11 protein-coding genes are annotated in these 13,240 nt (G+C 60.4%); 5 read left to right on the top strand and 6 right to left on the bottom strand.

Annotated elements, in window-relative coordinates; all coding sequences use genetic code 11:
• Positions 1-81: 81 nt before the first annotated feature.
• The 6 genes from DK366_RS01725 to DK366_RS01700 all read right to left on the bottom strand — a co-directional run bounded on the left by DK366_RS01725 (position 82) and on the right by DK366_RS01700 (position 7,677).
• Positions 82-1,161, bottom strand: coding sequence for a glycosyltransferase (locus DK366_RS01725; RefSeq protein WP_198651380.1), 1,080 nt, complete (start codon positions 1,159-1,161; stop codon positions 82-84).
• Entirely contained in the window at positions 1,158-1,958 is an 801-nt protein-coding gene (locus DK366_RS01720; RefSeq protein WP_109123773.1) for a glycosyltransferase, read from the bottom strand. Before DK366_RS01720 ends, DK366_RS01725 begins: the two co-directional genes overlap by 4 nt.
• Positions 1,959-2,031: 73 nt before the next feature.
• Positions 2,032-3,180: an EpsG family protein gene (locus tag DK366_RS01715; RefSeq protein WP_157956424.1), complete on the bottom strand. Its 1,149-nt coding sequence runs from the start codon at positions 3,178-3,180 to the stop codon at positions 2,032-2,034.
• 68 nt (positions 3,181-3,248) lie between these two features.
• Entirely contained in the window at positions 3,249-4,670 is a 1,422-nt protein-coding gene (locus tag DK366_RS01710) for an undecaprenyl-phosphate glucose phosphotransferase (RefSeq protein WP_109123771.1), read from the bottom strand.
• A 256-nt stretch (positions 4,671-4,926) separates the two neighbouring features.
• Positions 4,927-7,128, bottom strand: coding sequence for a polysaccharide biosynthesis tyrosine autokinase (locus DK366_RS01705; RefSeq protein ID WP_109123770.1), 2,202 nt, complete (start codon positions 7,126-7,128; stop codon positions 4,927-4,929).
• Between the two features lie 105 nt (positions 7,129-7,233).
• Positions 7,234-7,677, bottom strand: coding sequence for a low molecular weight protein-tyrosine-phosphatase (locus DK366_RS01700; RefSeq protein ID WP_109123918.1), 444 nt, complete (start codon positions 7,675-7,677; stop codon positions 7,234-7,236).
• A 338-nt stretch (positions 7,678-8,015) separates the two neighbouring features.
• On the opposite strand from DK366_RS01700, the gene DK366_RS01695 reads away from it, so the two are divergent.
• From DK366_RS01695 to DK366_RS01675, 5 genes are all read left to right on the top strand, one after another.
• Positions 8,016-8,369, top strand: coding sequence for a hypothetical protein (locus DK366_RS01695; RefSeq protein ID WP_198651379.1), 354 nt, complete (start codon positions 8,016-8,018; stop codon positions 8,367-8,369).
• 160 nt (positions 8,370-8,529) lie between these two features.
• Positions 8,530-9,555, top strand: coding sequence for a polysaccharide biosynthesis/export family protein (locus tag DK366_RS01690; RefSeq protein WP_109123916.1), 1,026 nt, complete (start codon positions 8,530-8,532; stop codon positions 9,553-9,555).
• A gap of 1 nt (position 9,556) precedes the next feature.
• A complete protein-coding gene (locus tag DK366_RS01685) occupies positions 9,557-10,303 on the top strand; it encodes a YjbF family lipoprotein (RefSeq protein WP_109123769.1) in 747 nt (248 codons plus the stop codon).
• A complete protein-coding gene (locus DK366_RS01680) occupies positions 10,300-11,085 on the top strand; it encodes a capsule biosynthesis GfcC family protein (protein WP_109123768.1) in 786 nt (261 codons plus the stop codon). The genes DK366_RS01685 and DK366_RS01680 overlap by 4 nt, the downstream gene beginning before the upstream one ends.
• On the top strand, positions 11,082-13,214 hold the full coding sequence (locus tag DK366_RS01675) for a YjbH domain-containing protein (RefSeq protein ID WP_109123767.1): 2,133 nt from the start codon (positions 11,082-11,084) through the stop codon (positions 13,212-13,214). Before DK366_RS01680 ends, DK366_RS01675 begins: the two co-directional genes overlap by 4 nt.
• The last annotated feature ends 26 nt before the right edge of the window (positions 13,215-13,240 follow it).

Here is a 13,240-nt window from a genome sequence, read left to right as displayed (position 1 = left end):
GCAAGTCCACGTAACGCTTAAAGCCACGACCAAACCCGGCTTCGCGTGCCCGTCCGCAGAAAAGCAGTCTCAATGACGCCATCACGCCAGCTCCCGGTACAACGCCATGGTTTTGCTGGTCATGTGCGCAGCGGTGAACTGCTCGGCATAAGCATTCCGTGCAGCCAATCCCATGGATTTCAATGTGTTCCGGTCAAGCCCCAGAATAAGGGTGACAGCCGACTCCATATCATCCAGGTCGAACAAGTAGCCATTTTTCCCATGCCTGATAACTTCGGGCATCGAACTGCAACGACTGGCCAAAGCCGGCAGCCCGTGACTCATCGCTTCCAGAAGCACCATAGGGAACCCTTCCCACCGGCTAGGCATGATCAACAGGTCAGCGGATCGCATCTGGTGCGCGACTTCCTCGGCCGCCCTCCAACCCAGATAATTGATATTGGGTCGAGAGGGTGGCTTCTCACCGCTTATGACGGCATCACCCACCACAGTAAGCAGTATTGGTTTGTCGCCAAGGCGGCTCATGATGTCCAGCAGAATGTCGAAGCCTTTTTGGTAGTCGAGGCGTCCGACGAATAGCAAGTGGATCGGATCTTCGTCATCCTTGATATCCGCCACGCACGGCGACGCGGGAACCCCGTTGTAAACCAGCTCGATCTTTGCTCCCGGTATGCCTACTTCAAGCGCGTTGTCGACTTCGAATCTGCTAACGCAGACGATGCGATCGGTAAACGGCGCCAACGCCTTTTCAATCACACCATAAAGTTTTCGCTGAGCGTCCGACGTGGTCATAAGGAAAGCCCAGGCGTGCGGGCAGTACACAACCCTTGGCCTACGCCACTGAATCACGCCTGGCAACGCCAAAGCGATCCGGCCAACGAAACCTGCAAATGTACTATGCAGATGGACAACGTCTGGCTCAAACTCCCTTGCTGCTCGACGCAGGGCTTTGAAAAGATTCCACATGGACGCAAGGCCACGCCGCCGACGCACAAATGTGCTGACCATGCATGCCGGATTCAGCAAATCATCCGCCTGCTCCGCTGGGACAAGCGCTGCGACATTCCGTGCACCATATGCCTCAACCTGAGCTGCAATATTCAGACGCATGACCGTGGCGACTCCGCCACGAATGGTTTCGGCGACGTGCAGAACTTTCATGAGCGTGCTCGCGACCATGCCATCGTCTTGGCCGCACGAACCCACTCGCCCGGCACAAGAAATAGCATCAAGGTTTTGGCAATCCCGGCCATGGAAGCGACATTTTTCAGCGTGAACATGGAACACTGAATACGCAGCCTGTCCATCAACTGCCGGCGCCTTCGCTTGATCGAGATTCCTTGGGTAGAGACTGTGTAGTCGAGTAGATACTCGGGAAGATTGCCCAGGCTGGACGACCGCGCCAATCGACAAAGAAGATCGTAGTCTTCAGCGGCGGGGTACAGAGACCTGTAACGCATCCCCTGCGCAAATACACACGCCCGCACCATCCAGGTAGGGTGTAGAACGGGACTATTGAAGTAGAGCGCGCGCCTGACGTCAGCAGGCGCAGTCGGCGGCTGATATTCCATGGTTACCGCGCCGGTGCTTTCATCCAGAAACCTGGCCCACGATCCCACCAGATCTATGTCGGGATGTTCTTCAAGAAACGCCAACTGACGCGCGAAACGATTGGGATGGCAAGCGTCATCCGCGTCCATCCTAGCGACGTATGGGTACCCTTCGCTCACGATGAGATCCAGTCCGGCATTAAGTGCCCCTACCAGGCCCTTGTTGGCTGGCAGCCGAACAACTCGCAGGCGATTGGACGGCTGAATGAAATCCTCGACAGGAAGCCGGCTACCATCATCGATAATAAAAAGATCTACCGGGATGGTGCTCGCGAACACGCTGTCCACGGCCTTCTGCAGGGACATTTCAGCGTTGTACGCAGCCAGTAACACAGCAATTCTAGACATGCTCGATCTCTGAACCAGTGGTCACGGGCAAACTTGGGTAAAAGTAAAGCGACCAAGAATTGGGACAAGCGGACTAGTCCGAAACGAGTCCCAGCGTGTAGATAGCGCTCTTTTGCATCAGCACCGCCGCCCCCATCGTCAAAAAGAACACGGCTAACGCGATGCGACGCAGCCCTTCTGAGCGAGGGATCAAGCGGCGCACGACGACCCATGCGATAGCCGGAAACAAGTACAGAGTGTTCGTAATGAAGCGCTCGGAAAGAGTCGGCACGGCGACGCCCACGACAACCAATCCAGAAAACAACAAAAACACTGCATTGAAAACCGGGCTGCGCCTGACGTCATCGAGGGCCAGCAGGTACATCAGAATCATCACCACACAGCCGAAAAAATTGAATGTGGTGTACACGGGTCCAAAGCCAGTGGTGCCGCCCGAGTACGAAGCCGCTTTTTCGGAAAGACTAGCCATGCTTCCCAGTGCCGCTGACGCACCGCCGATGCGCTGCGTGAGAGCGAGGATCAGTCCGGAGGCAGCAAGGGCACCAGCGAAATAGATCACCGCGCGTACCCGCGTGGTAATCGGCAGAATGCGCAAAACGGGGTAAAGGACGAATATGAGTGACGACCAGTGCAACCCGACAGCGATGGCGAAGAGCGCGCTCGCACGGAATCGTCGCCGCTCACTCAGCTGATAGCAGGCAAGAATACCCAGTGGATAGGAGGCAACTTGTCTGAGAATGTTTCCAAAGAAAACCAACTCATAGGTAAAGAACAGCAAAATAAAAATGATCGCTGGGGCGCCCAATTCCTGCGCCATGAAGCGATAGGCCAGCCAGGCACCGAAAAAAGTAAGTGCGTACGTAGTTAACAGCCACGCCGACGGCTCTGGCACCAGAAGCTTCACCACGGCCTGTACAGGCCAGTAAAGCCACTCGGTATTGCCGAAGTAGGCAAGACCCACTTCCCTCGCCCCGGTCAACGAGCCGAGTGCGCGATAGGCTCGAACATAATTTGGCGTATCGGAGCCAAGATTGATCGGCCGAAGTCCGATGAAATAGGCGCCCAGGACGAAGACGCTAAGTATGCACAGCAGCGACAGTCCTTTCGAACTGCCGTGCACGCTTCGCTCCCCCAGGCGGGTGGTCTGCTGCGCCGCCATAACAAAGCAAATCATCGCAAGCGACGAAACGCCCCAATAGACAAACCACCCGGTACTACTCATCTTCATCAACTCTAAAGTTAACCACCCGGCGCGGGCTCGACCCTACCCGTCACCATTCCTTTCCCGCATCAGACGGCATTGGTTCTCTTCAGAAGGACCAGAGGCGTGCGCAGCATGATCTTTACGTCCAGCCACAATGACCAATTCTTGATGTAGTGCAGGTCGTATTCGATGCGTTTGGCCAGATCGGTATCACCGCGCAGACCATTGATTTGCGCCCAGCCCGTAATGCCGCCTTTCACGAAATGTTTGTGCATGTAGCCGGGAATGGTGCGCTTGAACTCGTGCACGAAAACCGGCCGCTCCGGGCGCGGGCCGACAATTGAAAGCTCACCACGCAACACATTGATGAACTGCGGCAGCTCATCAAGACTGCTGCTGCGAATAAAGCGGCCGAAGCGTGTCGTCGTCTTGTTGCCGGCATTGCCCCACTGCACGCCCTTACTTTCCGCGTCGACAGGCATGGAGCGGAACTTGAGCATGTCAAATTCCTTGCCATCCATACCGACTCGGCGCTGGCGATAGAACACCGGGCCACGGCTGCTCAGTTTTACACCGAGCGCAAGAACCAGCATGAGCGGACTGATGACCAACAACAGCACCGCAGAGATGGCACGGTCCATCATGCCTTTCACGATGTGCGAATGGCCCGTCACTCGGCTCGCGCGCAAGGTAATCACCGGCACGCCGTTGAGAACGGCGGCGTGATGGTTGATCAACTCGTACCCGAAGAAGTCCGGGACCAGGCGGATGGTGGACGGCTTGTCGATGGTGAGCTGCAGCACCTTCTGGATCATGGCTTCCGCGCGCATGGGCAGCGCGACCCAGACCTGGTCTGGCTCCCATCCATCGAACGATGCGGCGATGTCGTCGAAATCGCCCAGGCAGGGCACGCCATCGATTTCCACCTGATCGTAAGGAGTGCGCACGTAGCCAATAATGTCGAGGCCGGCCCATGCGTTCTTGCGGGCCGCATTGACAATGCGCTGCCCCGCCTGCGTGCTGCCAATGAGCAGCACGCGGCGCGAATCGACTCCGCGCATGCGAATGTGGCCAAGCACCCAGCGCAGCGCCAACCTGTCGATCGTCAGCAGGACACCGGTCGTGACGAACCAGGTGCCCGCACCGACCCGCGAATAGGCGTCGGTGGTCTTCAGCGCCCAGGCGATCGCCAGCAACATCACCATGACGCCGGACCAGGCCAGCCAAAGCCGCGCGAGTTCAAACAGTCGGTTTTCACCGCGCCAGCTGCGATAGAGACCTGTCGCCGGGAAGATCACGAGTGCCAGCAGCACCGTCCGGATGAGGCCGGAGGTGTAGTGGATATCCATCGAGAAGTTGCCGAACTCCCAGCGATAGACGGCAAGCGCCATCACGGTGATAACCAGCACGTCGCTCACGCGAAGTGCGATGTCCAGCAACGCTGCGTATTTTGAAAAGAAATGGGACTCCGCCCGTTTAAGTTGCGGAACTCCTGGCATTGTCAGCATTGACGCATCCCTTCCTTGTCCAAGTTTGCGAACGACATGTTTCTGCCGTGACGATTCGTCCGACGTACAGGCAGATCACCGACGCAAAACCGTCCCTCTTTCGGGCTGCGCCACTCACTTTCATTGCCCCTCATTTCACCCCCCGTGAAAGAGCTGCGGAATCATGATCGACCCCGCGTAAGCAACCAATAGACTCTTCGTACTAGGGACTCAAAGAATCCCTGTTTATGTCGATATTTCGAAACGTTTTGAACGCTCAGGCCGGGCTGCTGCCGTACTCGTAGTACCCGTAGGAGTAGTAGCCCGTGCTACGACGCTCCACCGCATTGAACACCGCACCCTTGATCTGCACGCCGTTCTGCTCGAAACGTTGCTTTGCCAACGCGATCTCCTTCGCCTGATTGAGGCCAAAGCGGATCACCAGCAGGCTGGTGCCCACGTGGTGGCCCATGATGGCCGCGTCCGTCACCGCCAAAATGGGCGGCGTATCGATGATGACCAGGTCGTAGTCAGGCTTGAGGGTTTCGAGCAATTCGCTGAAACGCGCATGCATGAGCAGCTCCGACGGATTGGGCGGCACCTTGCCACGGGCGATGAAGTGCAGGCCTTCCGCGTCGGGCACCGTGCGGATCACGTCCTCGACGGTCAACTGGCCGGAGATGAGTTCGGAAAGGCCCTTGTCAGGACGACCACCGATCACGGTGTGCAATGCACCCTTGCGCATGTCGCCGTCGATGAGCAGCACGCGCTGGCCACCCTTGGCGATGACCGCAGCCAGGTTGGAGGAAATGAACGTCTTGCCGGCGCCCGGACTGGCGCCCGAGATCATCAGGATGTTGTTCTTCGCCTCGATACGGGCGAAATGCAGGCTCGTGCGCAAGCTACGCAAGGCTTCGATGGCAAGATCCGCCGGCGCGTTGACGGCGAGCAACTTCTGCCGGCCGTCGGTACGTCCGCGACGCCCCTGCAGGAAACTCTGCTTTTCCGCCACGCTGCTCGGGATGGATGCATAGACCGACAGGCCCAGTTGCTCGATCGCGGTCGGATCTTCCACGCCGCGGCTGAGCATTTGGCGCAGCAGCACAAAGCCAACGGCCAGGAATCCACCAAGGAAGGTGCCACCAAGCACGACCAGCGGCTTCTTGGGCTTGGCGGGCTTGGAAATATCCACGGCCGCCTGGTCGATGATGCGCACGTTACCCACCGTGCCAGCTCGCGCAATGTCGAGCTGCTGGGCCTGGTTGAGCAGACCCGTGTAGGTGGCGTTGAGAACTTCGACATCCCGCGTCAGTCGCAGCAATTCCTGCTGCGTATCGGGCAACCCACCGACCTGCTTTTCAATGCCGGTCTTTTGCGCCTGCAACTGGCCGATCTGTTCCAGCAACGCCTTGTACGCCGGATGCTCGCCGGTGAAACGACGTTCCATGTCCGCCTGCTGCATGCGCAGCTGCTGGATGCTCGTTTCGATCGCCACTTCCTGGTCAAGAAGACCCTTGGTCTGCAGCGTAATGTCGACCGAGTGCGCCTTGGTCTGGAATGCATTCAGCGCACTCTGTGCGTTGTCCAGATCCTGGCGAATGCGCGGCAGCTGCTCGCGAACAAACTTGAGGCTGTTCGCTGCCTCGGCGGAGTTCCGCTCCACGTTCTGCTTCACGTACGCCTGGCTCACGTGATCAAGCAGCGCGGCCGCAAGATCGGAGTCTTCGTGGTCGTACGTGAGCTGGATGATGCCCGAATCCTTGCCCTGTTCCGTGGCATTGATGTCCAGCTGCAGCTGGTTGATTACCGCAAGCGCCGTGTGGTGGATGACGGTGAAATGCGTTCCCGGGTTCGCGCGCAGCTCGCGCACCTGCATGGTGAAGCCATGCCCCGTGGCAACATCCCCCACGCGGCCCGTCAGCATGACATCGCCGCTGTAGTAGAGCGTGTAGTTGCCATGCTCACCGGCAACGAGGACCAGCTTCTTTTCTTCCAGCGAAGCGGGCACCTTCATCTGGAAGATGTCGAGCTTGGCATTGCCCCAGTCGTAGCGGCTGAAACCGAGCAGCGGCGACGCCACGTCGGCCGGTTGGTCGGGCACGAAATGACGAGACACCCAGCCACCGAAGATCGGGAAGTGGTACGGCGCTACTTCAATCTGAAGATTGAGGTCGTCCACCGCCTTGCCGATGACCGTGCGCGATGTGATCAACGCAATTTCCGTCGTCGCCTCGGAGCTCGACGCGCCGAGCGTCTGCGTGATGGCACTCAGGCCCGGGAGATCCGGCACCTTCTGCTCCACCTGCACCAGGGCATCCGCCTCGTAGATCGGCGTGCCGAGCACGGCATAGCCCACACTGAGCACGAAGAAAATGCCCGTGATGATGCCGATCAGCCACTTGTGGTCGACCAACGTGCCGAGCAATTCGCGCAGGTCGATCTCGTCTTCTTGTGGCGAGGTGTTTTGAGTTGCGGCCATGCCGGACGTCCAAAAAAGGTCAGCTAGGTTGAAGGAATTTTGTTTGGCTGCGTATGAGGGATCAGCGCCCTCATGCGTAGGAGTTTTCTTACACTGGAATCGACATCACGACACACGCAAATACGGCAGCCACGCATTTACACCGCGATCTATAAGGCTGTAGACGTGATCGAATGCTTCGCGGCTTTGCCGATAGGGATCGGGAATGTCTGCACCCTGATTCCAGCGGTCCAGCAGCATCACCTTGCCGCTGGCTTCGGGCGCAAGGCGTGCGATGCGATTGACGTGCTCTCGCTCCATGGCAAGCACGAGGTCGACGTCGCGAAGCATGGATGCGCTGATCTGGCGCGCACGGTGCGCAACACCATCAACACCGTGATCCCCAAGCACCTCAAGAGCCGTCGGGTCCATGGGCTTGTCCACAAGCGCGCCCAGGCCGGCGCTCTCAATGGAGACACCAGCCGATGCAAGGTGATGACGGAACAGGTACTCAGCCGTAGGACTACGGCAGATGTTCCCCACGCAGACAATCAAGATCCTTTTGAACACAGCAGCGAGCAACTCAAGCAAGCACTATCCACTGCCCATAAAAGCCCGGCACGCGCGAAAGCGCATGCAGTACCCCCACGAAACAGACCCCTGTAGAAAACGCGCCTTATGCCGATCTTGCTTTTTGGTGATTGACGAGAGGCGTCGCTTAACGCTCACATACCGATCACCTGCTGCTCACAAAATGCCAACATAAGTCTTGCATTCAGCTTACAATCATAACTCAACTTTGATCCGCGTCACTGAACGGGCGATCCGCCAAGGGGGCCAGCGGTTCGTTCATTTTCTGGCAAGGGTGTGCTTATATGGCGCCCGTTTACCACCAGAATGGAGTTCTCGTGAAGAAATTGCTCGCTGTTGTCCTGACGACGGCCATGATTGGCCAGACCTTTGCCCAGACGGCTCCGACGCCGGTTTCGTCGCCGGCTCCGACGCCGGCTCCGGCTCAGCCCGCGGCCACGTCCGGCGCGTCGGCGTCTGGTGCCGCCGCAGGTTCCGGCGCTGCAGTCGGCAGCATGTCGGCAGTGGCCATTGGCGCTGCCGTGGTGGGTGCTGCCGCAGTCGCCGCTGCGGTGGCGAGCGGTGGCAGTGACAGCCATGGCAACCAGAACACCCCGCCGGGCGCTGGCGGTGGTGGCACGGGTGGCACCGGCGGTACCGGCGGCACCACCGGCACGACCGGCACCCACTAACCCTTTCGCAGTACACGAGCCATCCGTGCTGGACACGTCCGGCACGGATGGTTGCTGCCTGTAAGTCAAAGAATCCGAAGTCATGAACGTACGCACTGCCGTGGCGCTTGCCGCCGCGACCCTCCTGCTGCACGGATGCATCTGGGCGCCGGGCCAGCACATGTCCACCAGCAACATGATGCGAAGCGCCGACGAAAGCAGCCGCGTCGATATCGTGCCCATTACGCCCAAGCAGCTGGCCATGGATCGGGCAGCGGAGAATGCGGCTGCGATTGCGCCGGAGTTGCTGGCGTACAAGCCCGAGTCTTACCGCATCGGCGCGGGAGACACGCTGTACATCACGGTGTGGGATCACCCCGAGCTGACATCGCCAGCGGGTCCGCAGCAGCAGACGTTGGCCAACGGTCGACTGGTGCGCTCAGACGGCACGCTGTTTTACCCCTATGTGGGCGAACTGAAGGTCTCGGGCCTGACGATCGAAGAACTGCGCAAGGCCATCAGCGACAAGCTGGCCAAATATGTGGAAAAGCCGCAGGTCGACGTGAATGTGATCGGTTACGGCAGCCAGCGCGTGACTGTGCAGGGCGCTTTCATCAAGACCGACCCGCAACCCATCACCGCCATTCCCACTACGCTTTCCCAGGCTCTTGGCGTGGCTGTCATCAACACCGAGCAGGCAAACCTTTCCGGTTTGGTGCTGTCGCGTGATGGCCACGATTACCACATCGATCTCGATGCACTGAACAGCAGCAAGGCCATGGCCCAGGACGTGTACCTGAAGCCGGGCGATCGACTGTTCCTGCCCTACAACGATCGCCACGAGGCGTACGTGATCGGCGAAGTGAATCGCCCGACCGCGCTTCCGTTCAAGACCACCGACCTCACGCTTACGCAGGCGCTGGGGCGCGCGGGTGGCCTCAACCAGTCGACGTCCAAGGGCAAGGCCGTGTACGTGATTCGCGGCATCGAGAACCTGGAAAACGCCAAGGGCACGGTGTATCAGCTCGACGCGCGCTCGCCCGACGCGTTCCTGCTGGCGGATCAGTTCAAGGTCAAGCCGGGTGACGTGGTGTTTGTGGGCCCTGCTGGCGTAACTCGCTGGAACCGCTTCCTGTCACAGCTGCTGCCGTTGAGCGGCATCATCAGCAGCGCGGCAGACGCCAGCTACAACCTCGGCCACAACTGACGTGCGTTCAGGGGCTACCCCGCCACCGGCTCACGCGGAGCCGGCCGCCGAAGTGCGCCACGCCAACGCCGCCAGCCACACAAGGCGATCGCGTTGGGGCGCAGGGGTATGGCTGTGGGCGTGTGTCTTTTTACTGGGTGGCTGCACCCAGGCAACGCGCGGCACCATCGACACGATCAAGCTGGAGTGGCAAAGCCACGCGAAGTTGAATCCGACGCCCGAGCAGGTTGCGGCCAATCCCTACGCGCAGATCCACGTCACCACGAACGGTGGTGATGCGATCCTCGTGCTCGGCAACATCGATGGCCATCGCCAGTATTGGTACGGCAAGGACGGCGCCTTCGTGGTGCTGGACCATGGGCGCGTCGTGCAGACGTTCGGCCTGCCGGAAAACCTCGATGCCAGCCGCATCGTCTCCACGAACGATCCGTTCGACGCCGGCCTGAACCATGTCGACTCGCATGCGGCTTATGACCGCCAGGACGACTGGTCTCCCGGATACCGCTACGGCATTCCCGTGCACGCCGAGCTTTCGGCATCGGGCAACGCCACCATCGACATTCTCGGCACCAGCCATGCCGTGACGCTGATCACCGAAGACATGGCCATGCCTGCGGCCGGATTCCACGCCACCAACCGTTACTGGGTGGACCCGCAGGACGGCTTCGTCTGGAAAAGCGAACAACACCTCATGCCGGGCCTGACGCTGACCGTTGTGCAGCTTCGTCCTTACCGGGGTAGCCCATGAGGCTGCGCAGCGCGTTGCTTTGCCTCGGCCTGCTGGCATCCCTGGGGGTTTCTTCCGGGAGCGTTGCCACGCAGGTCGATGTACGGGGCGCCGTCAATGCAGGCGGCACCAGGAACATCCCGGCAGGCGCCAGGCTGAGTCAGGCGGCTCTTTCGTCACCCTTGCATAGGGACGCCTATACGGCCGGCGCGGCGTGGCTTCGCCCTGCATTGCAGGCCGCCCAGTCGCGCGATAAGGCCGGCGTATTGTTCGATCTCAACCAGCTGCGCCTGCACGCCCTGAAGGACGAACATGATGGCCTGGCAGATCTGGCCGCCCGCATGGCGTCATGGGTACAGCGCATGCCCGTGACCGGCCGCCAGGTGGCGTTACTGGATCCTCGCGCGCTCGAAGTCACTCCCGCGGAAAACAAGCCCGTTGCCGAAGGCGACGCGCTTTATTACCCCACGCGCCCCTCCACGATTCGCGTGGTGGGTGCCGTGGCCGCGGCGTGCGAGCTGCCGCATGTCGCCTTGCAGGATGCCATGCGTTATCTCAAGGCCTGCCCCCTGTTGAAGGAAGCGGACAACGACTGGATCTTCGTGATCCAGCCGGATGGCCGCGTGTTCCGGCAAGGCATGGGCGCGTGGAATCGCAGCCATCCGCTTTCGCTTGCGCCGGGCGCCGTCGTCTACGTGCCCATCAGCGAGTATCGCCTCAAGAACGTGGCGCCTGACCTCAACCGTGAGCTGGCCAACTTCCTTGCGACGCAGCCGATCGCCTGGCCGGAAGCACAGCCATGACGCATCGTCTCCGCAAACAAAGCCGTCGCGTGCTGCGCCGACGCTGTGGCTGTGCCCTGTCGCTGGCGAGCTGCCTGTTGATGGGCACGGCCTGGGCGGACAACGCACCGACGCAAAGCGATTTCGGTGGTGTCGGCCTGTGGCAGACGCCGACCGCACGCATGGCCGACGAAGGCGAGATCGCGCTCACCGCAAGCCATGTGCAGCCGTACGATCGCTACAACGTTTCGCTGCAACCGTTACCGTGGCTGGAAGGTATCTTCCGTTACTCGGCCGTGAGCAATCGCCTTTACGGGCCTGAATCACTCAGCGGTTCGCAGAGCTACAAAGACAAATCGATCGACGTGAAGGTGCGGCTGTGGACGGAAAGCCACTATCTGCCTGACCTCAGCGTCGGTGCGCGTGATATTGGCGGCACCGGCCTGTTCTCGGGCGAATACGTGGTGATGAACAAGCGCCTCGGTCCGCTCGACGTCAGCCTGGGCATGGGCTGGGGTTATGTGGGCGCGCGCGGGGATATCACCAACCCCTTCTCGATCATCAGCGACAAGTTCAAGGTGCGTCCGACCACCGACGGCACCGGCCGTTTCAGCAGCAATACGTATTTCCGCGGCCCGGCGGCACTGTTCGGTGGCGTGAGCTACCAGACGCCCTGGGACTGGCTGGTGCTGAAGGCCGAGTACGACGGCAACGATTACAAGCACGAGCCGCAGCACAACAATCAGCCGCAGAACTCGCCGATCAACGTCGGCGCCGTGTTCCGCCCGAGCCACAACCTTGACCTGAGCGTGGGTTACGAGCGCGGCAACACCGTGATGTTCGGGCTGACGCTGCACGCCAACGTGGCGCAGGGCACCGGCCCCACGAAACTGCTCGATCCACCGCTGCCGCAACGCAGTGCAGGCACGGTGGGTCAGGCGCCCGAGCAGGTGGATTGGGCGTCGGTCGCGCGCGAGCTGCACGACAACGCAGGCATCCAGGTGTCCAGCATCACCCGTCGCGGCAGCGAAGTGGTGGTGACGGGCGAACAGCAGCGCTATCTCTATGATGCGAAGGCCGTGGGCCGTGCATCGCGCGTGCTCGACAACCATCTGGGCCAGGGCGTGGACTGGTTCACCGTGGCAGCGCAGCAGGAAGGCCTGACCACGGCCGAAACCAGCGTGCATCGTCCGCGTTTCGAGGAACTGATCGATCACGACATCGATCTCTCGGATTTCCGTCGCGGCGTGGAACAGAACGCACCCACGCCGCGCAACGAGGAAGTGCTGTACACCGCGCCGATCAAGCGGGTGGATCAGTCGTTCGCGCTGACCTACGGCCAGAACCTGGGCGGCCCGAACGCGTTCCTGCTGTACCAGATTTCGGCCATCTACAACGTCGATGTGCACTTCACCCCGAACCTGTGGTGGAGCGGCGTGCTGGCGGCCGACCTGGTCGACAACTACGACAAGTTCACCTACGACGCGCCGAGCGACCTGCCCCGCGTGCGTACCGACGTGCGCAAGTACGTCACCAGTTCCACCATCACCATGCCCATTTTCCAGCTGACCCAGACGCGTCAGTTGGGACAGGACCTCTACGGCATGGCGTACGGCGGCATGCTCGAAAGCATGTTCGGCGGCGTCGGTGGCGAAGTGTTGTATCGGCCGTTCGGTGAGCGCTGGGCGATCGGTACGGACGTGAACTGGGTGAAGCAGCGCGGCTACGACCAGGATTTCTCGTTCCGCGGCTATCACGTGGTAACGGGGCACGTCACGGGCTACTTCAACATGGGCTACAAGGACGTGACCGTGGCGATCAGCGCGGGCCGTTACCTGGCAGGCGACTGGGGCGCCACCGTGGACGTGTCACGTGAATTCACCAATGGCGTGCGCATGGGTGCGTATGCGACGAAGACGAATGTTTCCGCACAACAGTTCGGCGAAGGCAGCTTCGACAAGGGCATCTACATTTCGATCCCGTTCGACCTGATGCTGCCGCGCTCCACCATGACGCGCGCGGCCTTCGTGTGGGATCCACTGATCCGCGACGGCGGCGCGTCGTTGAACAAGCGCTACACGCTGTACTCGCTCACCAGCGATCGCGACCTGGACAACTTCAACAACAATCTCGACAAGATCGTCGAGTAAACAAGACGGCCCGGGGTTGCCCGGGC

Source organism: Dyella sp. C11 (assembly GCF_003121485.1).
Lineage (GTDB): Bacteria > Pseudomonadota > Gammaproteobacteria > Xanthomonadales > Rhodanobacteraceae > Dyella.
This window is presented reverse-complemented; position numbering and strand designations above follow the sequence as displayed.